This is a genomic window from Flavisolibacter ginsengiterrae DSM 18136 (genome assembly GCF_059568575.1).
The window spans coordinates 22,909-48,478 of sequence record NZ_JCANTR010000003.1 but is presented as its reverse complement, the minus strand read 5'-3'; the positions used below and the strand labels follow the sequence as shown (position 1 = coordinate 48,478).

Annotated in this window: 19 protein-coding genes; 3 read left to right on the top strand and 16 right to left on the bottom strand. The window is 40.5% G+C overall.

Annotated features, from left to right (window positions below; all coding sequences use genetic code 11):
* Nucleotides 1–2: 2 nt before the first annotated feature.
* Together BP74_RS04025 and BP74_RS04020 are read right to left on the bottom strand one after the other, a co-directional pair.
* Complete coding sequence (locus BP74_RS04025; RefSeq protein ID WP_496371316.1) at nt 3–3,512, bottom strand: SusC/RagA family TonB-linked outer membrane protein; 3,510 nt, start codon at nt 3,510–3,512, stop codon at nt 3–5.
* A gap of 23 nt (nt 3,513–3,535) precedes the next feature.
* On the bottom strand, nt 3,536–4,519 hold the full coding sequence (locus BP74_RS04020) for a FecR family protein (RefSeq protein ID WP_496371314.1): 984 nt from the start codon (nt 4,517–4,519) through the stop codon (nt 3,536–3,538).
* Nucleotides 4,520–4,685: 166 nt separating this feature from the next.
* On the opposite strand from BP74_RS04020, the gene BP74_RS04015 reads away from it, so the two are divergent.
* Complete coding sequence (locus BP74_RS04015) at nt 4,686–5,273, top strand: RNA polymerase sigma factor (protein WP_496371312.1); 588 nt, start codon at nt 4,686–4,688, stop codon at nt 5,271–5,273.
* Here BP74_RS04015 and BP74_RS04010 read toward each other — a convergent pair.
* The 14 genes from BP74_RS04010 to BP74_RS03945 all read right to left on the bottom strand — a co-directional run bounded on the left by BP74_RS04010 (nt 5,239) and on the right by BP74_RS03945 (nt 22,042).
* Nucleotides 5,239–6,351, bottom strand: a complete 1,113-nt coding sequence (locus tag BP74_RS04010) for a glycoside hydrolase family 18 protein (RefSeq protein ID WP_496371310.1) — start codon at nt 6,349–6,351, stop codon at nt 5,239–5,241. The two genes, BP74_RS04015 and BP74_RS04010, sit on opposite strands and share 35 nt — an antisense overlap.
* Before the next feature lie 107 nt (nt 6,352–6,458).
* Complete coding sequence (locus BP74_RS04005; protein WP_496371308.1) at nt 6,459–6,908, bottom strand: DUF1569 domain-containing protein; 450 nt, start codon at nt 6,906–6,908, stop codon at nt 6,459–6,461.
* A gap of 49 nt (nt 6,909–6,957) precedes the next feature.
* Entirely contained in the window at nt 6,958–8,889 is a 1,932-nt protein-coding gene (locus BP74_RS04000; RefSeq protein ID WP_496371306.1) for a tetratricopeptide repeat protein, read from the bottom strand.
* A gap of 388 nt (nt 8,890–9,277) precedes the next feature.
* Entirely contained in the window at nt 9,278–9,739 is a 462-nt protein-coding gene (locus BP74_RS03995) for a hypothetical protein (protein WP_496371304.1), read from the bottom strand.
* 116 nt (nt 9,740–9,855) lie between these two features.
* Nucleotides 9,856–10,488 carry a response regulator gene (locus tag BP74_RS03990; protein WP_496371302.1) on the bottom strand — a complete coding sequence of 211 codons (633 nt, stop codon included), beginning with the start codon at nt 10,486–10,488 and terminating at the stop codon, nt 9,856–9,858.
* A 47-nt stretch (nt 10,489–10,535) separates the two neighbouring features.
* Entirely contained in the window at nt 10,536–13,949 is a 3,414-nt protein-coding gene (locus BP74_RS03985) for a ligand-binding sensor domain-containing protein (RefSeq protein WP_496371300.1), read from the bottom strand.
* A 212-nt stretch (nt 13,950–14,161) separates the two neighbouring features.
* Nucleotides 14,162–14,443 (bottom strand): hypothetical protein, encoded by a 282-nt coding sequence (locus tag BP74_RS03980; protein WP_496371298.1) that lies wholly within the window; start codon nt 14,441–14,443, stop codon nt 14,162–14,164.
* Between the two features lie 91 nt (nt 14,444–14,534).
* Entirely contained in the window at nt 14,535–15,770 is a 1,236-nt protein-coding gene (locus BP74_RS03975) for an OmpA family protein (protein WP_496371296.1), read from the bottom strand.
* Nucleotides 15,771–16,185: 415 nt separating this feature from the next.
* On the bottom strand, nt 16,186–16,449 hold the full coding sequence (locus BP74_RS03970) for a hypothetical protein (RefSeq protein ID WP_496371294.1): 264 nt from the start codon (nt 16,447–16,449) through the stop codon (nt 16,186–16,188).
* Between the two features lie 482 nt (nt 16,450–16,931).
* Nucleotides 16,932–17,267 (bottom strand): hypothetical protein, encoded by a 336-nt coding sequence (locus BP74_RS03965; protein WP_496371292.1) that lies wholly within the window; start codon nt 17,265–17,267, stop codon nt 16,932–16,934.
* 349 nt (nt 17,268–17,616) lie between these two features.
* Nucleotides 17,617–18,012 carry a VOC family protein gene (locus BP74_RS03960; RefSeq protein ID WP_496371290.1) on the bottom strand — a complete coding sequence of 132 codons (396 nt, stop codon included), beginning with the start codon at nt 18,010–18,012 and terminating at the stop codon, nt 17,617–17,619.
* 29 nt (nt 18,013–18,041) lie between these two features.
* Entirely contained in the window at nt 18,042–18,446 is a 405-nt protein-coding gene (locus BP74_RS03955; RefSeq protein WP_496371288.1) for a helix-turn-helix domain-containing protein, read from the bottom strand.
* 626 nt (nt 18,447–19,072) lie between these two features.
* On the bottom strand, nt 19,073–19,738 hold the full coding sequence (locus BP74_RS03950; RefSeq protein ID WP_496371286.1) for a hypothetical protein: 666 nt from the start codon (nt 19,736–19,738) through the stop codon (nt 19,073–19,075).
* 474 nt (nt 19,739–20,212) lie between these two features.
* The gene (locus BP74_RS03945; RefSeq protein ID WP_496371284.1) at nt 20,213–22,042 is read right to left on the bottom strand and encodes an HYR domain-containing protein; all 1,830 of its coding nucleotides are present in this window, start codon (nt 22,040–22,042) and stop codon (nt 20,213–20,215) included.
* Between the two features lie 512 nt (nt 22,043–22,554).
* On the opposite strand from BP74_RS03945, the gene BP74_RS03940 reads away from it, so the two are divergent.
* Both BP74_RS03940 and BP74_RS03935 read left to right on the top strand, forming a co-directional pair.
* A complete protein-coding gene (locus BP74_RS03940; protein WP_496371282.1) occupies nt 22,555–23,964 on the top strand; it encodes a sugar porter family MFS transporter in 1,410 nt (469 codons plus the stop codon).
* Entirely contained in the window at nt 23,889–25,544 is a 1,656-nt protein-coding gene (locus BP74_RS03935) for a glycoside hydrolase family 32 protein (protein ID WP_496371280.1), read from the top strand. The genes BP74_RS03940 and BP74_RS03935 overlap by 76 nt, the downstream gene beginning before the upstream one ends.
* The last annotated feature ends 26 nt before the right edge of the window (nt 25,545–25,570 follow it).

Genomic DNA, 25,570 nt, shown 5'->3' with positions numbered 1-25,570 from the left:
AATTAAAAAACAAATTTGAGGTTAACACCCATGCTCCTTGTTGCAGGTAAGCCAAATACATCAACCCCTTGTAATCCGTTGCCGGTACTCATACTTAATTCGGGATCGAAAGGCGCTTCCTTTTTAAAGAAGAACAAATTGCGTCCAATCAGGCTGATTCTTGCCTCCTTCACAGATTTGCCTGTGAAGGGAAGACGATATCCAAGAGCTACTTCCCTTAAGCGGATATTCGTTGCATCATATATGTACGCTGCTCCCAGTCCGGCACGACCGCCTATTGCGCTATAATATTTTTGTGCATCCACCATACCTGAAAAGTTCTGGCCACTGGCTGTCACACCTGTTACCTGCACACCCCCATTGTCACGTGCTGCAGCCGAAGCCTCGCTTACACCGGCACGATCCAAAACCGCCTGGGTCACACTCATTACCTTCCCACCAAATCTTCCATCGACAAGAAAACTTAGATTCAGCTTATTGAAAGTAAAGTTGTTGTTCCAGCCAACATTCCATTTGGGATTAGGATTACCAAGGAACTCACCGGCAGAATTAGTAGTGGTAGGAACTCCATCTGCATCCACTACGATTGATCCTTTGGTGTCTTTGACAAAGATCTTATTGCCATAAATATCGCCCCATGATCCACCTTCTTTGATGTAGGATCCAAACATGTTCACTCCAAAGCCTGTTAAAACAAAGCTGGTACCGGCTTCCGCTCCCGGCACATTTGGATCGCTTAAACGAATGACCCTGTTTTTATTGGAAGACACGTTGAAAGTACTCGTCCATTCCAGGTTTTTTGAAGTATAGGGCACTATAGTCACCATAGCTTCAATGCCGGTATTTTGAATATTACCCAGGTTAAGATAATAGCTGGAATAGCCGCTGCCTAAGGGTGCTGGTATCTCTATATACTGATCATAATTATTATTTCGGTACCATGTAAAATCTATTCCCAACTTGTTTTGCAGGAAGCGGATTTCAGTACCTGCTTCAAAAGAACGGTTATCCTCCGGCTTCAGAAAAACACCAGGTAGAGGCACCTTGGTATTTTTAATTAACTGTACCGTTCCATTGGTGGTACTTAACCTGTAAGGTGCAGGGTTGGATATGTAAGATGGGATATCGTTACCCACCCTGGCATAAGATACTCTTAGTTTTGCAAATGAAATTGCCTCTGGCATCCTGGCCATTTCACTGATCACACCAGTCAATCCTGCCGAATAATAAAAATAACCCTTACCCTTGGTGGGAGTAAAAGCAAAAGTGCTGGACCAATCATTACGCCCGGTAAGATCAAGGAATAAATAATCCTTTAAACCCAATTGTGCACTGGCAAATGCAGACTGTGTTTGTTTGCGGTCAATACCTCCATTAGCAATCAATGCTGTTGGCCGGATATTGGTTACAATAAACTTATTGGCATATTCCAGTCCCTGGCCTTCATTAGGATCTGTATCAAAGAATACCCTATCGTTACCCTTTAGGTCCAGTATACTGGCTCCCAGGTTGGCTGTAAGGGAAATATCCGTACCAAGGTTTCTCGAAGCGGTAGCGATTACGTCGCCATACAATTGTGTATTAAAAGTTTTTTCCAGGGTATAACGGCCGTTGGCTGCCGCCAGCACACTTTGGGTCCCCGCATAGGACATCAGTTCATATTGATCATAGGACTTATCAAAACTCCCCCTTGCCTGGACAGAAAACCAGTCCAGGAACTGGTATTTAGCTGAAAGGGAAGCAAGGCCACGCTGACGGCTATCTTCCCTGATATTCCTGTACAAAGCCCAGTAAGGGTTTTGCTGGTTATCATCTCCAACCCAGCCTTTGTCATTATTAATATTCCACCAGTTTTGTAGTAACGTATTTCTTGAAGGAGATAAATATTCGAAATTGTTCTTATAATCAGCAAAATTCAAGCCCCTGGGAAAAAGATATAAGCCGGTAAGTGGATTATTATACAAGCCTGAAACGGCACGGTTATGGGCATTCTGAGCTATAGCAGTAACGCTACCGTCTAAAGACAGTTTATCGTTGAACAATTTAAGCGTTTCACGAAAATTGAGTGTATTACGTTTAAAGGTACTTGTTGGAATGATGCCCTTGTTATACGTATTGGAATAGGAGAAATATGATTGTGCCAGTTGATTACCTCCGCTTAATGAAATGGAATTGATCCAGGTGTTACCCGTCTGAAAAAAATCACTCACATGATCAGGAACATTTGTTTTGGCACCCCAGCTTTCCGCAGTTCCGGTAGTAGTGGAAGTAGGTGCAGTTGTTTGTCCATACCTGTATTGCAATTCAGGCTTTACAAAAACCTTATCCATGGTAAAGTTGCTGGAGAAATCTACACGCGTTTGACCCGTCTTTCCCTTTTTTGTTGTAATGAGTATAGCTCCATTAGCTGCCTGGCTACCATACAAGGCTGCAGCAGATGCACCTTTCAATATTGTCACACTTTCTATATCTTCTGAATTCAGGTTTGAAATGCCATCACCTGCATCCCTGCCTCCGGAACCCGAGCCCGAAGACTGTCCCCAGACATCGGTAGGTTGTTCTGGTGAAAAGTTCGGCATGGGAATACCATCGATCACATATAAAGGTTGGTTTTCCCTTGTAGATTTGTTTCCCCGCACCACTACCCTTGCAGATCCCCCAATGCCCGAAGCACTACGGGTAATCTGCACGCCGGCTGCTTTACCTGCCAGTCCATTGATCACATTTGCATCTTTTACTGTGGAGACCTCTGCTCCGCTTAGACGCTGTGTGGAATAGGTAAGGCTTTTGGATTTTCTTTGAATGCCAAGCGCAGTTACAACAACTTCATTTAGCTGGCTTTGACTCTCGCGCAAAGTCACAGGAAGATGTGTATCAGTTACAGTGATTTCATAAGGCTCAAACCCAACTGATGAAAATACGAGTACATCTCCCCTGTTGGCCTCAATGGAAAATTCTCCTGCAGCATTCGTTAATGTTCCCTTGGTGGTTCCTTTTACCGTTACACTTACTCCGGCCAGTGGCTTATTATCAGATCCTGTTACTTTGCCAGTTATAATATCAAATGCGCCTTCTGAAATTTTTACGAGGTTTTGTTCTGACCCAATACCCGGTTGCGAACTCCACCCCTTATTATCTTTTCCATTTTCCTTTAAAGACAATATCACAAATGTATTGGAAGAAACTTTTTTATATTTTAATCCGGTTTTTTGGAGTACCTGGTCCAGTATCATTTCTATACCAACCATATTATCCCACACCGGGTTCACTTTTATTTCACCCAGGCCCATATCAGAAAAGAGAAAATATACGCCCTTGCTTTGATTGAGTTCTTTTAATACTGAATAAAGGGACTGCGAATATGCCCCATTATTAGTATAAGCCTGTTTTGGTAGGTGCACATTGTGTTTTGCAAAAGCATAACCGGTTTGAGCCTCTCCTTGAAGAGTACAAAACAGTTGCAACATTGCGCAATACATAATGAGCATGACGAAGCGTAAGCTATTTCTCATACTGCAGTTTTAATATGAATGTATTATGGTTCAGAAATCAATATCCCGTTGGTTGTTTTGCTGATCTTGAACTCACCCGTTGCTTCCAGTGCATTGATAAGAATATCCAGGTTGTCGTTAGGCATAATGCCAGATATCTTTTTCTGGCCAATCGCTTCATCAGATAATTGCACTTTTACTCCGTAATGTGTTGAAATGATCTTTGCTACCTGATTCATAGGGGTATTTTCAAAACTGATCTTAAGCTGTTTCCAGGCGAGTACAGATTCCTGGTCGATAGTTTCCTTTGCAGGCTTGTTATTTTCAATCTTTACAAATTCCCCGGGCTTCATATTTACCTTCTTGCCATCTTTTGTTAGAATGGTCACACTTCCTTCAGTCAACAAGATACTTGTCTCTTCTTCCCGGCTAATGACATTGAATTGGGTTCCTGTAACAATGATGTCCATGTTTTGGGTATGGACAACAAATTTGTTTTTGGAAGGCAATTTTTGAACCTTAAAGAAAGCCTCGCCCTGCAACCATATTTCCCTGTCTGTATTTTTCCACTCTTTATTTATAAGGACCTTACTATTGGAATTCAGTGTAACTTCTGAGCCATCAGGAAGGCTGTAATTCATAACCCTTCCATAGGCAGATTCCAAAGCCTTTTTTTTATTCGTGGCACTCCAGAATGTTAATCCTACCAGCAACAATATAATAGCAGCGGCAGCAGGTAGCCACCAGCCTTTCATTTTGGAGTATGAACCAACATTTCTCTTACCAATTATACTTTTTTGTAATCTCAGGAATGCTTTTTCTGTTTGTTCACTGGATATTTCCTTTTCTTGCATTACCAGGTCGTCCATAATTGCAATACTTTCAGTAACCAGGTCGCCATATTGCGGATTTTCCTTCAACCATTCAGTCCATTGCCTCGCGCGCAAGTCATCAGTTTTAAAATACCAGGCCTGGAAAAGCTCATCAGCTATAACCTCTTCAATGGCTTTAAATTCTCGGTTCGTCAACAGTGTTGTTTATTATATGTACCGTCATTTACCTTTCTGTAACTATCATTTTCAAATATTTTTATGACGTTGTATATTGCTTATATTATATGTGTGATTCCTATATTATATTAGAAGAAGGTCTTAATATTCCCTAACTTGGTATTGTCTTACTAACACTGCTTTTTTGCTTTCTTCGGATACTGATATTGAATTATGGGATGCTGCCATAAAAGGTGACCATCATGCATTTGGCGGACTTTTTCACCGTCACTATAAATTATTATTTCAATATGGGAGTAAGATCTGTAACGATCCGGTGACCGTTGAAGACACAATTCAGGAACTATTTATTGACCTTTGGAATAAAAGACCAGAAATAGCTGTCCGATCTGTAAAAGCTTATTTATTACAGGCACTAAAATTCAAATTGTATAAGTATTATAGAGCCGGAAGGCCTGACCTGGAAATAGAACAAATACAAAATGAACCATTTGAAATAAGTCATGAAACTTTTATGATCAATTCCCTTGATCATCACGAGCGATCAAATAGGATACTGGATGCTTTAAAGGGGTTGTCCCCCCGGCAAAAGGAAATAATCTATCTGAAAATTTATAAAGGATTGAGCTATGAGGAAGTAAGTGAGATCATGCAGATGAATTACCAGGCAACGCGCAACCTCCTTTGCCTGGCCTTGAAAGCCATCCGCAAACTTATGGTTCCTTTGCTCGTATTATTTATTGCTTCCTATAGCTGCTTTTTACCTTGTTGATAACATCCAGCAGGCCGTCTTCATGTTGATCATTAGACAATTCCCAAAACATGATTCCTCCCAGGCCTTTTCCCATAGCATACTTTAGCTTCAATTCTATGGAACGTTTGTCATCATAGGTCACAAAAAGGGATTGTGCTGAATTATATAAATAGGGGGCCATTACCGTCTCATCCCAATGGTACGTAAAGCCGCTGTCAACTGAATATTGTGAAGCAACGTTTTTAAAATCTACACCAGTTTTAAATCTGCCCGGCTGGTATAATCCCGAATTAGTATCGGGAACCGCCTCCCATACCCTTCCATAAAATGCAGCGCCTATGATAAGCTTCTGCCTGGGCAATTGTAATTGAAGCAATTTTTGCACAGCATTATCTATGGATTCCGGCTGTTGTGGCGATGAATAAAGAGCTGTATGATGGCCGGTAGTCACTGAATATCCGCCAACCAAATCATAGGTCATCAGGTTGACCATGTCAACTTTTTTCATGACCTTTTTCCATTCCACAGCTTCATTGATGTATTGATTGAATCCTCCGGCTGCAAAACTGATCACATGATCTTTGCCCAGGGATTTCCGTAGCTGCCTGAGAAGCTGGGTAAAATTATGTTTGTCCGCAGACTGATACTTATGACCAGGAAACCCCGTAATAGCTGGATATTCCCAATCCAGATCAATTCCATCTGTTTGAAAAAAATCAGTAAGTTCTTTAACGGATGCAGCAAATAGTTTTCTATTGCGTTTTGTAGAGAAAATATCAGAACAGGTTGCACAACCACCCCAGCCTCCCAATGACAATAGCACTTTTATTTGTTGATTTCTCTGTTTTAAACCGACAAGCTTTTGAATGACGGCTGAATCTACAGCATTAGACACATGAAGCTGTGCACCACTTAAATGACAAAAACTGAATATGATATGGGTTAATTTTTCTGCAGGGATACTATCTATTTCTGTCAGCCGTTTACCGGCATAATAAGCGATCACTGAAAAATCTGGTTTAGCCTGGGCAAGTATTTCATTCGAAAACAAAAAGCTCAATAAACCACTCAAAACCGCCAACCGATATTTCCTCATGAATATGCATTTACAATTCATACAATAAATAATGAAACTGAACTATCATACTAACCCTTTGTATTAATACACACTATCACCTCATATAAATACCATTTAGCAGTTACTTATACGCCAAACTGCCTTAAATGGTGGTCAATATGTTTCCATTGGAATCTTGCCCATTCTTCAGGGGAAAAATTACCAAAAAAGGGATGAGGGTAAGTAGTGCATTTTGATGTACCTCCCTCGCCAAACTTTTTAATTGATGCCTTTGCCTTTGTTTTCTGTTCATCAAAATCAAGATCAACGGGAAAGATATAGCTTTTGTCAGTGGGAGAATTTTTACTAAATGGCTTATCTCCCAAAACTTGTTTTCTAAGAAAAGGAGCTAAAATCCTTCCTATTAAGACCCTTGGCATATTATTCTGCCCCATTGCAGTTTCCATGGAGACATTGCAATGAGCTAACATTTGGGCCACATTCATCTTTCCCCATTGCCCCTGGGATTTTGGAGTTAGTTTATCTATCCGTACTATAATTTCGGATACATCAGATGGGTTATATAGATTGTTCATTTTTTGTATCATCTTATTTTGCTAATAAATCCCTTCAATGGCAAATAAGCTAATTATTTTCAAAAAGGTTCAACTTCTTTTTTAATAATTGGAACCTGGGGTCATCAGATGCTCCTTTAAACATTGGATGTTCAATAAGAATAGCCACGGGTCCCATTCTTTTTTCAACACATTGAAATAAATGATAGAAAAATTTGTCTTTATCTCCTAAAGACCACCATATCATCGCTAAATCAGCATCCAATACTTTGCCCGGCTCTTCATTTTGCCATTGTTCTATTTTACGAATGCATTCCAATGCTTTTTCAGTTGCCCCTAATCTCGCATAGGCAAAACCTAACGGGGCAAGTCCTTTTAGTGGATGGTTCATTAAACTATGAAACTCTTTAAATATTTCCAAAGCCTTCTTCCAATCTCCCTTTACACCAATGCACCAGCCCTTCATTTCCATTGCGACAAGCATGTGGGGATGCATGTCTAATAACGATTCCACCTGGCGTAAAGCATCATCTGTCCTTCCCGCATTCTGGTAAACCTGCGCAAGGAAGTGAATAACAATCGGGGATAGTGGATCGACCTTTAAGGCTTTTTCCATAATATCAACCGCTTCCTGCCTGCGCCCGGTGATCATGTAATAAACCGAAAGCAAGTGATGCGCTACAGTGGCAGCAGGATTTAATTCTATAGCTTTTTTTAAAGATTGGTAAGCCTGGTCCCATTTCCAGTCATAAAATAAATAGGCCGAGCCCTTTGCCACGTATCCTTCCGCCAGTGAACCATCCAGTTGCAATGCCTTATCACTATACCTATGAACAATCTCAAAAGCTTCCCCAGGTTGCATTTGTCCTGTGGCGCCAAGAAATGTATAGTCAACTGCGGCCATAGCATAAGCGTGAGCATAATTGGGTTCCAATAAGAGTGCCTTTTCAAAACACTCTATTGCTTTTTTAGCATCGACGGGTGTTATCTTATTATGAAAATGCAGGCCTCTTAAAAAAAGCGTATAAGCTTCGATATTTTGAGTTGGCACTTTTACCAGTGCCGGCCTCTGCTCATTATCAGTTAAATTTTCGCGTAATTTATTGGCGATAATAACACTAATCTCATCCTGCACCTCAAATATATTAGTAAGGTTTCGATCGTAGGTTTCGCTCCAGATATGATATCCATCGGCCGCATTGATTAATTGCGCTGTAATACGCACAATGCTTCCTGCCTTCCGCACACTTCCTTCCAATACTCTGTCTACGTTCAGTTGTATGCCAATGTCACGTATATCCGTATTTTTTCCTTTAAAAGCAAAGGCAGATGTTCTTGAGATAACCTGGAGGCCATCTACTTTAGTAAGGGCATTTAGCAACTCCTCGGTAATACCATCACTGAAGTATTCATTGTCTGCATCAGCACTTATATTTACAAAAGGCAACACTGCCAGCCGATTCTTAGGCTGTTTGGTTTTCCCTTTTAAAGCCTCACGCGTGGGAACTACAAGACCATAATTATCTATTGCAAAAACACGCATGGGAGTTAGTACGTTTTTAAATTCAAAATAACCCATTTCGCGGGCTGAGATATTTTGTTGGTTTTTTATTTCGTCATATACTTTTTCTGAAATAAAAATGGAACCCGGAACAGCCAGGGATTCGATCCTTGACGCGAGATTAACGCCATCTCCATAAATGTTTTGATTATCTATTGTAATATCACCTGTATGAATACCGATCCTCAACTCTACCCTTGGTTCCTGTTGCAGTATTTGTTGAATTTCCACAGCGCAATGAACGCCATTAATGGCGCTGTTAAAAATGCTTAAAGCTCCATCTCCATAATATTGAAGGATTTTACCATGATGGCTGGCTACAGAATTTTCCAGAACTTCATTTAGTCTTCGCCGTTTGCCCAGGGCCAATTGCTCGTTTTGCTGCATAAGAGCCGTATATCCAAACATGTCGGAAAACATTATTGCAGCAAGTTGGCGCATAAGTGAAATTACTGAAGATATTGACCCATTGCATAATAGATAAAAAATGAAGTAATGCCCTTGCTGCTGAGGCGCTTCATATTTCTTATCATCCGTCTCCAAACCTGCATCGATTGATTGCCTGGGGCTTTTAACTACTCGTGGTATGTAGTAAATTATGGACCATGTGCAGGGATTTACTAGCAATAAGCAAGACATCAAAACCCTGGTTCATTACAAATATTAATCCTCTTTTATCGAGCTTGTTATGTTAATAAAAAATAGCACTAAGAAAGCTACCATGCATCTTCATAAAAAATGCTTTAATACACATCACTTGATGTCAAATCAACCTTGCCTCATAAAAAACACCTTTGCCGGTTTACTCAAGGTATAATTAGGCGAATGATTATAACAAATAAATGATAACCCTGGAATTCTTTGTATGCTGCATGTAGCTATATGCAATCTCAACTATTCTATCACCATTGGAAGCAGTGAATGTTGTTAGGTTGCCAGCAATATGCTTCGCCATGTTACCTTCTGCATATAATTCCATCGAAGATCTTTGAATAACAGCATCTTTTTGCATAGGATCAGTATTTATTCCTGGCTGTGTCAACTTGCCCACTGCTTTAAAGCTGTCTATGAAACCAAACCAACTAAAATTACCTCCTGGCCTGGCGGCACTACCGACCGTTTTGCTGTTTGGAGAACCATGTTTCGATTCATTTTTTGTATAGCCAGCTATTAACAGGAGAATAATTACGGGCAAAACAACATTATATTTAGATAATAACCTCTTTGAAGGAATTGAATAATGATTGAAACCCGGAGCTAATGTTTTCTGAGCGTTTGATCCCTGTTTCATTATTACTATTTTAATTGTTACCATATAGTTTACGAAACAAATATCAACCGGGCAACTTGCAGATACAATACCCTTTTTGAGTGATTAGAAGAGAAAAAAATGACTTAACAGGTCAATCAGATAATTCTTTCGCGTAGCACTTTGGCAATAGCTTCTTTGCCACAGTTTACATGAAGTTTAGGATAAATATTTTTAAGATGCGTACGTGCCGTGTCAAACGATATTTTTAATTCCGAAGCAATTGCCTTTATACTATAACCCTTGATCAATAATTGCAATATTTCTTTTTCCCTTGGGGTTATATTATACTCACGCCGTGATGATTTTACTTCAAAGCTTTGCAACACGCGTTTAGCAATAGATGGAGACATGGGCGCTCCTCCTTCCATAACCTCGTTGATGGCTTCAAATAATTTAAAAGGAGATGTTTTTTTTAGAATGTATCCATTGGCGCCGGCACATAAACTACTGAATAAGCTTTCGTCATTTTCAAACATCGTGTACATGATAATGAATGTTTGAGGGTGGGCTTCTTTAATTTCTCTAACTCCCTCGATGCCTGTTTTGCCAGGCATGTTAATATCCATAATGACAATATCAGGTTTATAACGGCGAGCAATGGTAGCCGCATCCATGGCATTGGAATAATTTCCAATTACAGAATAGTCATTGCTGTTACTGTTACCAATCAGTGCCACCAGGGAATCTCTCAACTGGTCGTCATCTTCAAATATAATGATCGTTGTCATGGACTTTATTTACCTGTGAGGCCTCTACCAAATTGGCGAGTTTAAAATTAGCTCCTTTTCAACCAGTCCCACATCCCCTTTTTGAGTGATGGCCCCTCTACAGGTAATGTAATTTTCAACAGGGCACCTTTACCTGGAGAGGAATCAAACAAACATACGCCTCCCCATTTTTGCATGCGCTCCCGGATGATCTTTAACCCGTTGCGGTGGGTTGGTTCGCCTGTTTGAAACCCTATGCCATTATCGGACACTTGCATAAAGAGTTCATTCCCCTTCCCTTCAATGTTTATATTCACTTCCGTTGCCATAGCATGTTTTTGAATATTATTGATGGCTTCTTTGAATACAAAAAACAAATCCCTTCGCATTCCAGTAGAAAGCTTTGCGGGTAATGATTGTTCATTTGTTTCTATGGTATACACTACAGATGTTCCTTCAAAAGCATGCGCTGCATACCTTCGCATTCTGGCGGTTATTTCCTCAATAGCATCGTTCTTACTTTCTATATTCCATACGATATCATCAAGGGATTCGGCAGAAGTCTGAATTTCCCCCGAAATGCGTTGTAAATATTCTGCCATCTCCTGGGGGCCGTTTACTTTTTTCTGTCCCAGTGCCGAGAGCATATTGATGTTGGTAAGTTTTGCTCCAATATCGTCATGCAGATCTCGGGAAATCCTTTTACGTTCTTCTTCCTGCGTAGCAATCATCACCTTAAGCTTTTCAGCCTGTTTTCGTTTCAGGCTTTCTATATGCATCTGATACAGGGTATAGCCTATACTTCCAACCAGGAATATATACAAGGCATAAGCCCACCAGGTAGCCCACCAGGGTGGCAGGACCTGGAAAGTATATTTGGTTTCACTCCACACACCAGATGAGCTTAGTGCTTTAAGCCTGAATATATAATTTCCTGCTTTCAAATTCCCAAAAACGGCTGTTGAATTATTGCCAGGCGAACTCCAGTCATTGTTATATCCTTCCAGTTTATATTGGTATTTAATCAATTTAGGCAATGCTGGTTCTATAGCGGCAAATTCAATAGTTATCGAATTGTCATCATACGGCAATACAAGGTTGACGGGAACAGGGTAAAACGGTTTGATACCATCCAGTTGAATTTGCCTGTATTTTTTCCTCATGTTTAACAAGGTCTCTTTGGACAGCACTTTGCCAAAAGAAGAGACCATCTCGTTCAACAGGGTAAGGCTATCTATAGAATCTGATCCTTCCGGGGAATGTAGCAGATCATTCCAGCAGATAGTTTCATTATTTATCCTGACAGCTTGTATCTGCAAAGTCAGAGGTGAAGGATTAAGATCATTAACTTTTGAATAATCAAAACTTATCAACTTCCCATCTCCGCTTCCCATCCATACCAAACCTTTATCATCCACAAGAAGAGCACCCGTACTCACATCTTTTAGAGGATACCCGGTACTCTTATTAAAATTTTGAAATTGATTTTCCAGCTTACTTCTGTTGTGTAACTTATTTTCATTAAGTCCCGATAAACCCTTGTTGGTACCAAACCATATTATATTCCTGGAAGTATCCTCCCTGATATTTGAAACTCCATTGTCAGCCAACCCCTGTTGCGTGGTATAATTAGTAAATAATTTGCCATCAAATTTACTTATGCCATTCCCATCCGTGCCAAACCAAAGTATACCATTTTTATCCTGGAGAATGGCAGTTACAGCATTTCCTGTTAGTCCTTCGGCTGTGGTGTAATTATTAAAATTTCTCCCATCGTATTTGCTTACCCCACCATCGTGTGATGCAAACCAGATATTACCAGCTTTATCTTGTATGATATTCCATATATTATTACCTGCCAATCCCTGGGTAGCAGTATAATTTGTAAAGCTGAAGCCGTCAAATTTGCTTACACCATTTGCACGTGTTCCAAACCAGAGGTTACCTGATTTATCTTCCATCATACTAATTACAGCATCATTGGCCAGGCCTTGCTTTGTAGTATAATTAGTAAAACTGGTACCATTAAATTTACTCAATCCCCTGTCGGTGCCAAACCATAAATTTCCAGCCTTATCCAACATCATGCTCCATATTTTATTATCGGCCAGGCCCTGAGCTTTTGTGAATTTGGTAAAACTCCTTCCATCATATTTACTTACGCCTCCATCATAGGTACCTATCCATATGTTACCTGTTTTATCCTGGATGATCCAGAATACCAAATTGGCTGGCAGTCCTTTTGCCATTGTATAATTCCTGAAGCTATTGCCCTCGTATTTACTAACCCCGCCTCCCTGAGAACTGATCCAAACGTTACCATTATGGTCCTGGAGTATACTTCTTACTTTATAATCTTCCAGCTTTTCTGTGCTGGAATAATTGGTAAATCTGGCACCATCATACCTGCTTATATTTTTTGATTGAAAGCCCAGCCAGAGAATGCCGTTTTTATCCAGCATCATGCAGGTAACATTATTATCAGCCAAACCCTTTTTCGTTGTATAATTGGTAAACATGGTCCCATTATATTTACTCAGACCTGCATTGGTGCCAAACCAAAGGTTGTTTTCATTATCCTGTATTATACAATTCACCGAATTGCCCGCCAATCCCTGTACCTGGGTAATATTTTTGAAATTATGGCCATCATATTTGCTAACACCACCCGCTTCGGTACCTAACCAAATATTCCCTTCCCGATCCTGCAACAAGCACCGTACATAATTGTCAGCCAGGCCTTGCTCAATACTATAATTCGTAAAACTTTTCCCATCAAACTCACTTATCCCTCCATCGTGTGTTCCTAACCAAATATTTCCCTTACTATCCTGGAGTATGGCTGTAATAAAATTGCCCCCCAAACCATTTGGCATTCTGAAATTGATAAATTGGTTTCCATCATATTTGCTTAAACCAGATGTAGTGCCTATCCATATATTTCCTTCTTTATCCTCCATAATACATAGCACATTGTTACCAGCTAATCCCTGGGCCATGCTATAGTTGGTAAAACTTTTCCCATCGAACCTGCTTACACCTCCACCTCCCGTACCAAACCAGAGATTTCCATATTTGTCAGTTGCGCTGCATATGATATTATTTACAGGCAATCCCTGTTCAATATCGTAGTTGGTGATAAATGGTGCACCACCTTTTGATGGATCTATTATAATTAAAGGTTTACCAGCTTTTAAAACCATAGGCTTGTTGAGTGCAGTGATGTAGGTAATCTTCGGAGCCATTAATGATGCATGCCTGGAAGCAATGATCGCGGGTAATCTCTCAGCCGTATCATTTGTAGTGTGTGAAGAAGAATGTAGGTTACAGGCACTAATACTAAAAAAGCATATAAGAATAAACCATTGAACTAAAAACCCTGGGGTATATAAGAACTTTCGTTTTAGAAATTGCTTTTTCAAAGATGGCTGTCTTAGTGCAATTAAAATTACAATTAGTTTACGTGTATTTGAAAGTGCCATAATCCTGGTTTCTGCAACATGGAACGTAACTGGTAAATGGAATCAACGACCCGGCACAGTAGCTCTTACTTTAGGAACCCCAACGTAAAAGCAACAATTTCAAAGAAACTGCTTCATAACTGTTGATACTTATCCTTTATTCATATTTATAAAAAAGAAAACCAGCCATATTTGTTTAGCTGGTTTTATAAAGCTTAAAAATATACGAATTCCTATGCTACAGCTTCCTTTATTGTTTTTTGCGGAAGGTTGATAGCCATTTCCTCTCTTACTTCGTAACAAACATTTTTGGCTGTTTTACCAGTCATTTTATCAAGAAAGGTCTGTACTTCCCCTACATTAGCTGCCTCCCAAATACAGGTACCGGTTTTTAAATCCCGTGATGGAAAAACGGAATGAAGTTTAAGGGAACTGGGAATAGAAGAATTTACTTGCTGAGCTAAAGACCAAAACTCTTCAGGCTCCTGGATAAAGTGATGTGCAATGACAAACATAATATTGGTTTTAATGATGAAGAAAAAAAGAATAAGAATATCATGTTAACAAGGATCAGATCAGAAAAGATGAAAGAATTCCAAACCTTGATTAAACTTTTATAAACTCTACCCTCCTGTTATTGGCTTTACCTGCAGGGGTATCATTTTTATCTATTGGTTCGGTTTCACCTTTACCATCCGTTTCCATACGGCTTTCATCGATTCCGAATTCCTTTGCCAGTTCAGCTTTTACAGAAGCGGCTCTTTGTTTTGACAGATCAAGATTGCTGGCGTCATTACCATCGGCATCAGTATGGCCAACTATTTTAATTTTCAGATCAGGATTTTCTTTTAGCACAGTTGCCATTTCTTTCAAGGTGCCATATGACTCTGGTTTTATGGTCGCGCTATTAACATCAAATAGAATTCCGTGGGTAACCCATTTTTTTTGTTCCAGTATTTTTTTTCGCGTATCTGCTGCCCCTACTGCCAGGCGCAGATTTGTAACCAGGTAATGCCAGTCACCAATATTTTGTATCCAAAAGATCAATGAGTTGAGTTTAGCCCCAGTCTGAACAGCTTTTGGAACATCCCAAACCTTTTCCTCATTTAAGTAAACACGCATTCTTTCCTTTTGTCGCCAGAATGCAACATGTACAGGCCTGGTTGCATTTTCAAACTGGGTGATCTTAGTGGTTGTTGCTGCTTCACCAACCCCATTCTTCCTTCTATCATAACTGGAAGACCCGCCATCTGAAGTCCCCGGCAGAATGTTTAAGGAAAAACGGTTGGGAGCGGATTGCCAATTTTCAGGTTGATCGCGGTCTTGTAATTCAGCAAAACTGGTAAATATGCCCCATGAATGTGCAGTTTGATCTAACAGCATATCATATTCAAAAGTGAAATCATCCGGTAGGCTTTCAATAAATTCAGGCATATAAAAACCGGCCTTACCCATTGCAAACCAATGACCTGGCTTGCCCTCTATGGTCATGATTTCACCTGCAGCATTCGTATTCCATTTGGCAGGAAAATCACCAACAGCATCCTGCATAAAGTCTTCAAACACCATGATTTTTTCACCCGGCACAAAATCATATTTGCTATACGTTTTGATAGTAGCTGCAAAAACCGGTGCGTTAGCGTCTTTACCGCCGGCCGCCTGTTCATTGTTTGTATTATCACCCGTTCCTTCACCAATGGTTTTATCTACTTTTTTATTGACTTTTTCATCAACTTTATTCTCTGTTTTTTGTTTGACCTTGTCTCCAATTTTCTTGAGTATCTGGCCCTGAACAAATAAGGAAAGAACAAGCAGGCTGGCGAATAGAACAAACTTTTTCATGACCTGAAATTTTGAGTGAACAATGAATTTCAGGGATTGAGATCAAAGAAGAAAAGTCTATCGAGGGGGTATAAATAAGGCAATAGAAAGGTACAATTTTTTGCACAAAATATCATCCACCTTTGATCAATTCAATTCTCTTAAAACATATTACTTTACTATACGAATTATAAAAAATGCCGGCATTTTTAATAATAACCGGCATTACTTTATTGCAATCCCGCATATCCTAATAACAAATGGTCCCAGTAAAGCTAACTGTCCCTTTTGGATCAAACATATTTTGGGTAACATCAGCCGTCAAATTGCCTGTTGCACCCGCAAACCTGCCCGTGCCCCCTGTTATAGTCCCTTTGCCCGTTAAATGAATAAGAACTGCATCAGGAGCAGGTTCCTGCAGGTAGCCTTCACCTGACTAAAATATTTTATCTCCATTGGCAGCAGTGAATGTTGTCCTTGAAGTTATCAGTGCAGGAAACGGTAAGGTAACATCTCCTTCTACAAATACCTCGATGGTAGCACTTCCCATCCCGGTTCCTTCACCCGTTCCATTTAAGTGGTCTTTCTGAATAGGATTGTCATCTGTAGCCGCCTGGGTCATCTCGTCCATAGTGACAAAACTGGCTTTGAATGGAACGCACCTGGTCTTGCCCTCCCGGTTGGTTGCGCTGCTGGCCATAGCGTTCTTTTTATGCTTGCCTGCAGTTCATTCTTTTGGCAACCTGTAATAAGCAGGAGAAAAAATGCCGGCAAAAACATAAAAAGGGTGATCGAAAACAGCTTTGAAATAAATAAATACAAACCTGAGCCGGCAACTAAAAAGATCTGAACAGTTGATCCTTGTTTCATAATTAATATTTTAATTGTTTCTAAAGATTTTACAAATCAAATATCAACCTGGCGGGATGCAGAAACAATACGCTTTTTGAGTGATACAGAAAGGAGAAATTGCTTGCGGGGAACGTTTAGCTGAGAACCTTCATTTTCAATATTAGCCTCTCCGGAAGTAATGCATTTCTTATGTGTTCGTACGACAATGGTTTCGAAGATCGAATTTTATACTACCACTCATTTCTTTATAAGCTCAGCAATCAGTTTTCGCATATATATTGTATTTAATGCATTATTCTCTTCGGGTCTTTCCCTTCAGAAAATTTCACACTATTTAACTGACTTATGTGTAAAGTTGATATAAGCGCAATTAATTTTATTATGAATATCCTTAGCCATTGAATTGCTGTAAATATCGAATGAGTGCCATTTTCCATTTGTAATAATATCCAATTCACCATATTCTCCTAAAACTGTTTTGTAGATTTTAATATCAGTTACTTGTTGCAGATCTATATCCCAAATTGATTTGACAAGTAATGGAGTAAAATAGGTTACTTGTATCTTTTCAGCATTTACCTGCAAGTCTACGATATAGCGTCTTTGAACAATAAGTGAAACAATCAAAATGCTGCCCAGGATAGCCGGAACAATAAACCAATTCACAGAAGGCCAAAAGGAAAACTTTGCAATTAATACCAAAACTCTTATTAGAAGTGGATATAAATAAAGGGAGATCAAAAGCTTACGTTTAATATTTAAATTGGGGCTAATCATATAATAGATCAAGAGTTTTCAGAACTCCTACTGCAAAGCATAAATATTTTATGAGCCAATACTTTTCACTGGATTCGTTTCCTATGCCTATTCTCCTAAATATCATCCTACTTGCTGAGTAGTCAATAAATGCATCCTCATTTTACTTTAGAACAAAATAATCTGCCCCTGGTGACAACATAAGGAAAGTTTTCTTTTTATTAAACCTGAAACCCAAAAGGCCGGGATCTGTTTTCTGCTATAACATTTCTACAATCTGTATATTATTTCCGCAAGTGTCGTCGAAAACAGCAATTCTCACTGTCCCTATTTCTGTTGGTTTTACGCTGAAAACAACTTCGAGACTAACCAGTCGCTCGTATTCCTGCTGGACATTGTCAATATTAAATTGCGTGTAGGGGATGCCTGCTTCATACAGGGCTTGCTGATATGTTTTAGCAGGTTCAAAATGTTTTGGTGATGGTTCCAGCAATACTTCCGGACCATCCTGATCTTCCCTACTAACAACAGTTAACCACCTGCTATCCTCACTTAATGGAATGTCAACTTTTTTCATAAAGCCCAGCTTGTCGGTGTAGAACTTTAATGCTTTTTCCTGGTCCAGCACAGGAACGCTTATAACTTTTACTTTCATTTTTTAATGTTTGATTTAGGCTGCAAGTATCAAAAAAGAAATGATTCGGACTTTGTGAAAGTTGCTCTTTTTTGAATCTCAGTAGGTGTAAGTCCTACCCTTTTTTTAAATAAGGTGCAGAATGAACTCTGGCTTTCAAATCCTACAGCAAAACAGGTTTCGGAAACAGATCTCCCATTCTTCAGTAGATCTTTAGACTTTTCAATTCGTTTATCAGTCAGGTATTGTTTGGGAGTCTGTCCATAATATTTTTTGAATAGCCGCAGCAAATGAAATTTAGATGTAAAGCGGGTACGGGAAAGCAGGTTTAAGTTCAATTCCCTGTCAAAATTATTATTGATATAATGTCTTGTTCCAATAACAGTTTCAATCTGTGCTTTGTTGGAATAACAAATATTCCTAATCCTGACTATTTCGCTTTGATAATGGGTCATATAGTACTTCTGTCATTTTACCAAACAAGTGTAATACGCTTTTATTACTATTACTTTTTAGATGGCAGATAAAAAACCATCCTTGGTTCTTGATTTTCAAACCTTGTCACAGACTTCAAAAAGACAGTATCACCTTTTACAGGTACCGCATAAAATCTGAACTCATTTTCTCTATCAACCAGGAAGAACAACTTAAAGTTGCCCTCCTTGTCTGTCTTTGTCCTTCCAAGTAGCTTGTCATCACCTGTCACAAATACATCAATCTTTTTAACACTTAAATAAATTGAATTGGCTGGTTTGACTAGTGTCCTGTTAAGTAACACTCATAACTGTATGAACCAAAACCGAACAATATTATCAAACTAATTATTGAAAGCAACTTCCTCATAGATTGAGTATACACGAAAGGCTTTACGGTTTTGTGGTAGTTTAGAACTATCAGCCTGGCTAAAGTTATACTGTTTAATAGAATTTTAAATGATCATCGTCTGCAGCATTGCATATAATGTGGAATCATAAATGTCAGATGTAATATTAGTTGCAGCTTAGTTAAATACGATATTCGGATTTCATGCAATTCCGCGGGCTGATAGTTGCATACCAAGGTAACTTTACTAATTTGACTATTAAATCGGCACCCATTCTTCCTTTATCTTCTCCCTGGGTCGCAACACTGTTCTAAGTCCCCGGAATTCATCAACTATACGTCCGGCAAAACACATGGGTATCTCGTAGTCCTTCGGAAACTCTCCTGCAAACACCACCTGCCAGTCAAAATCATCCGAATCATTCATAAACAATTCCTTATCCTCCTCTGTGGGTGGCTCACTGATGATGAAGGTGATCTTTTCATTTTTCTTCTTTTTGCGCCTGGCCTGCTTGTCTTGTTCCCTGACCTCAGCCTCCCTCAGCAAGGCGGGTATGCACTGTTCAAAATCTTCCGCACAGATCGCCAGGCAATGCAGCGAGTCTAAAAAGCTATGAAGCCTGCGCAGTACCTCTTCATCACCTATACCTTCATTTACAAGAGCAAAACTTTTCTTCATGCAAAGACTGGAGAGCGTGCCACTCTTGCAGCCAGGCATTACATAACGGTATACCAATGAATTTAAGATACTGCTCCATCCAAAGCGCCCCGAACTGGCCCTTGAATTGGCAAAGGCAGCATCGTTGAGATAACGTTCAGTATCCACGCCTGTTTTTGCTCTTGCACGGTATTCACCTTTTTCTTTATAAAAGTTCAGTTTATCAACAGTTCCCACTGCTATGATAGAACTGGTTTGCTTTGCCATAGGGTCAGTTTGAACTATAAATATTAAAAATATTCTCCATTTAGCCAAGGGTTTAAGGCCTGTTTTCTCCTAACAATAGCCATGGGCTTATATAAAAGCTTGATAGCTAACCTCTAACTAAGCCATACTTACTCCCTACCAACGGTATGGATACTCCGTGTAAGCACGGAGTATCCATACTTTTACTATGCGGTTGGTAGGGCGTAGCTATACCTTAGGTATATATGTGTCATGAAGGGTTTTAGTACTGGTTAGCAACGGGTTAGAGAGAGAACTAAGATTTATGAGATCAGGAGGATTATTGAGGAGGAAGGGAATATCGAACAGGAGAACAAAGAAATGTCGAATGATGAAGTGGTTAAAGACTGCCTGTGGATCAACTTTAATGGTAAGCCAGAGGCCCATACTAACACTAATAAAAAAAGATGGCATTGCTGCCATCTTTAAGGGAGACCTATAGTTAACCTAAACGAATCAAAGTTTTAATAAGGTCACGTGTTTGGTTTTTCCCGCCTGCTTTATTTCCCCATAATAAGTGCCCTTGGGAAAGGATGATCCAAAATTGATCGTTTCTCCGGCAGCAAAATTGGTGTTCCTGTACACAACATTGCCTGCTGAATTGGAAACAGTGATCGAAACTTTGTCGGTAGTATTGGTACTGTTTACACTAAGGATAAAGGAATTGCTGCTAGGATTGGGTGCATATACCACCTCCAGATTTGTTTCCTGTGCAGGCGAAGAATGGTCATGCGGCACTGATACGGTTACTGTACCATAAGCTGCCAGGCCACCATCATCCTGTGCCCTGATCTTAATGGTATAAACCCTACCATCGCCCAGGCCTGAACGTTCCGCACGCAAACGCACATGATAGGCATCTACCACTTCCCAGTCAGCCTCTGTGTTGCCATCGCCTAATCCATTTTCATCTTCATCACTGCTGATCATAAATATCTCAGGGACAATTAAACCCCCGCAATTATCTGTAACCGTATAATCCAGGTACACATCCACCATCTTGTGGTTGGGAGACCATAAAATATTGGGTGTAGCGGATATTTCAGAAAATAAAGGAGGCTGGTTGTCTATAACCGTTATATCAAAATGACAGGTGACTGGCGCATTTGTACCGTCCGTTGCCGTCCAGGTGATCGTAGTGGTTCCTTTATTCAGCACTACACCTGCAAGCGTGGAGCCTCCGCTGCCTGTTGTGGCACCTGTCAATTCATACGTGAGCGTAGCACCGCAATTATCTGATGCCTGCGCGTCCATTTCTGTACCTGCGATGGTATAAGAACAAACGCCAGGGTCTGTATTTCTTTCGTTAGTAACTAATGCCGGGCAGGTTATAACCGGAACTTCATTATCTACCACGGTTATGGTTTGGGTACAGCTAATAGTGGCACCAGAACCATCTGTAGCTGTCCAGGTAACAGTGGTTTCACCTTTAGTATAAGAAGCAGTTAACGGAGCCCCATCGCTGCGTAGGCTTGTAATAGCCGTAATAGGATTACCGCAAGCATCTGAAGCTGTTGGCGCTGTTACAGTTAAATTAGCCCCGCAAAAGCCCTGGGTATTTGCTGTTATAGCAGCAGGACAAACAATTGAAGGAACACCACTGTTGTTGCAAACCAGGTCGAAGGTAGTGCTCTGGTTACTGACACCGATTATGACATTGTCAATGTTACCATCAAAGTCTTCCCAGGTATTCTTTTTAGTACCTGCCATGAATTTAAGGGTGTGCGCATTCAGCATACGTGCAGAAGGCTTTGCCTGGATCAGCGCTGCTAAAGTAGTGGTTTTAGCACCCGGACCTGATCTTAATAATCCTTTGGCAGAATACCATTTACCTGACAGTGCATTCCAGGTTTGCCAGGTATTTAGTACTACTGGTGTGGATTGTGATGCAGGTTCAAATATCCATGTGTCTTCTGCTGCAGCATCTCCATCAGTATCAACGTCAATGCTGATAAATGGTGCCAGGTTCTTTCCACCATTATGCTGCACAAACGTGGAATACTTCAATTCAGTAATGGAACTTAAAAGTGTTTGTTTGTAATTGTTACCAGTGGTAAAGCTGGCATAGGTATCGCCATTTTTGCCAACTTTCAATCGACCGCTTCCGGGAGCACCTGGTGCCGAATTAGGATCCAGGTCAAGGAAGGCATCATTGGTACCATTGTTTTTCAACGCATGCCAGCCATTCATATTACACTTGCTGACAGTAATGGTTTGCGAATAAGTGAAGGAAGCAAATAGCAGTGAGGCAACCACGCATAGTGGCTTGAGTAGAAAAGTTTTCATTCCGGTGACGGTTTAATTTAGAAAATAGGGTTACCGGCCTTGCAAAGGATACATTGATCAGGGTTTCCAGAAGAAAATGGATCGGTTGATTGGTAGTTACAGGAAAATGGATTGGATCATCCCTGGCAGGGAGAATATAAGGTTACCGGCCTTAAAAATTATGGATCAATCAAGCTATAGGAAATGGATACGGTCGGCTGGCTTAAGCAATAAGCCGCTGCTAACATAAAAAGGATTTTTGATATTTGCAAGCAACCAACTATTTCAACTTACCGGGATTTCGTTGAACAATTTCACATATCATCGTTTATCTTTTTACACAACAAAGAGCTAAGAAATTATAATTCAAACCCTTAGTTTCTTTTTTACGATAGATTGGGATGATTTTAATAACTTAAGGACTGAATAGCTAGCTATGCGATTTCAACGGACCTTCTTTTACGATTCTTGTCTACAATGACCAAAACCAAAAACAAACCTTCTACCATTCATCGCCTTTTAATATTACCTGTATGTATATAGAAGCAAATAAAACCGTAGAAACAGCTATACGTGGACAAAAGCCAATGAACACCTCAGCCTATGTGCTGCGCATATCGCTCACAGCTGCCCTGGCGGGTTTTATATTTGGTTTTGATACTGTGGTTATTTCGGGAGCCAACCTGCCCATAAAACAGTTGTGGCACACTTCGCCCCTTTTCCATGGATTCTTCATTATGTCCATGGCACTATGGGGCACCGTGGTTGGAGCCATCTTCGGAGGCATACCTACACAAAAATGGGGGCGGAAAAAAGTGCTGGTCTGGATAGGTATTCTTTTTAGTGCCTCTGCGTTGGGTACAGCCCTGGCTCCAGATCCCTATCTATTTTCTTTCTTTCGTTTTATTGGTGGCCTTGGTATTGGCGTATCCTCTGTGGCTGCCCCAACCTATATCTCCGAGATCTCTACACCGGCAAACAGGGGCAAGCTGGTAGCGCTGTATCAATTCAACATTGTGTTTGGTATCCTGGTAGCCTTCCTGTCCAATTATTTTTTACAGGGCGTTGGCGGCGCCAATGACTGGAGGTATATGCTGGGTGCATTGGCAGTACCTTCTTTAATCTATTCTTCTTTAGTGATAGGTGTACCTGAAAGCCCCAGGTGGCTGATCACCAATAAAAACGATACAGGCAAGGCAAAGAAGATCCTATCCAATTTAGGGATCGCCGATCCTGATGCTGAAACGGCATCTATTGTAAAAAGCTATCAACATGAAACGTCTGCAGGACATAGCTCCAAGCTGTTCAGCTCCAAATACAAAAGCATTCTTTGGCTGGCATTTATGGTGGCTTTTTTCAACCAGGTTTCCGGTATCAATTTTATTCTGTACTATGCGCCGGAGATACTGGAAAGAGCTGGCCTGGCCGCTAAGGAATCCCTTTTTAATTCCATAGCTATTGGTGGCACCAATCTTATTTTCACTTTCGTAGGTTTATACCTGATAGACAGGCTGGGAAGAAAAACATTATTGGCCATAGGCTCCTTTGGCTATATCCTTAGCCTGGGCATGGTAGCGTGGTGTTTTTATTCGCACGCAAGTGCACCGGTATTAATGGCTTTCCTGCTTCTTTTCATTGCAGCGCATGCCATCGGGCAGGGAGCTGTGATCTGGGTATTTATCTCCGAGATATTTCCCAATAAGGTCCGTGCGGTTGGTCAATCTTTTGGCGCCAGTATTCACTGGGTATTTGCAGCATTGATCACATTGATCACGCCTGTATTCCTGGATAAGGACAATGGCATTTTCAAGGATAATCCCTGGCCCATTTTTGCCTTCTTTGCTTTTATGATGTTATTGCAACTGGTATGGGTATTTACCAAGGTCCCGGAAACCAAGGGGGTATCACTGGAGGACCTGGAAAAGAAACTGGTAAAAGCGTAAGCTTTGTATCATTTATTGAATGGTGTAATTATTACTTTAATCAAATGACCAATGGCTATATGAACCAATGTAAATACCTTATATTTTTAACGCTGATCATTTCCTGTACCACGGTCCGCAATTCATTATCCCAATTTGCTCCTGCCGATGATCTGCACAGGCCCCTGGTTCATTTTACGCCCAAAGAAAAATGGATGAATGACCCCAATGGCATGGTTTATCATAATGGCACCTACCATCTTTTTTACCAGTACTATCCCGATAGCACAGTATGGGGACCTATGCATTGGGGACATGCCACCAGCAGGGACCTTGTGCATTGGGAGCACCAGCCTATTGCGCTGTATCCTGATAGCCTGGGATATATATTTTCAGGAAGTGCTGTAATAGATGAGAAAAATACTTCAGGATTAGGTAAGCATGGCAAAACAGCCATGGTTGCCATATTTACCCACCACGACCCTAAAGGAGAAAGTTCCGGCAGGAATGATTATCAAAATCAAAGCCTTGCCTATAGCGTTGATGAAGGCAAAACATGGATAAAGTATGCCGGCAACCCTGTTTTGAAAAACCCGGGCATTAAGGATTTTCGTGATCCAAAGGTCATGTGGTATGAACCAGGCAATGAATGGATCATGACCCTGGCTACACTGGACAGGATCACATTTTATTCTTCGCCCGATCTGAAGCAATGGAAAAAGGAAAGTGAATTCGGAAAAGAAGTAGGTGCACATGGCGGCGTATGGGAATGCCCTGATCTTTTTCAACTCAATTATAATGGCCAGAACATTTGGGCCCTCATCGTAAACCTGAATCCCGGTGGGCCTAACGGTGGATCGGCCACGCAATATTTCCTTGGTGATTTTGATGGAAAAGCATTCAAACCATTTTCCACTGAAACCAAATGGCTGGATTATGGACCTGATGAATATGCAGGTGTAACCTGGTCAAATACCGGCAAGCGGAAAATATTCCTGGGCTGGATGAGTAACTGGCAGTATGCAACGGTGGTGCCTACCCTAAGATGGCGCAGCGCCATGACCGTGCCCCGCGACCTGGGCATTCAAAAGATCGGTGAAAGCTATTACATTACCTCCAACCCTGTTCCAGAATTGAATGTATTGGCTGAAAAACCTGTTGTGTTGAATAATATTGAAGCCGGGAATTTTGACCTGACAGGGAAAACAGGCCTGGTCAATGGACCATCCATAATACAATTGAAAGCAGCTCAAATAGGAGATCTCTCTATTGAATTATCCAACGAGATAGGTCAAAAGGTAATCGTTGGTTTTGACCAGCAATCAAATACCTATTTCATTGACCGCACTGCCTCAGGCAAGGTAGAATTTGAAAAAGGATTTGCAGCCAGGCATACAGCTCCCAGGCTTTCCGGCAAGAAAGACATGGATATGACACTGGTCATTGACAACGCTTCCATAGAAATGTTTGCGGACGGTGGCACCAGCGTAATGACTGCCATTTATTTTCCGGGTAATATCTACTCAAGGATAAGGCTACAATCACCAGGTAATTTGAGACTACAATCTTTAGAGTTTAAAAAATTGAAGAGTATCTATTAAAAAAATCATCGGGAAGGTTCAGCAGG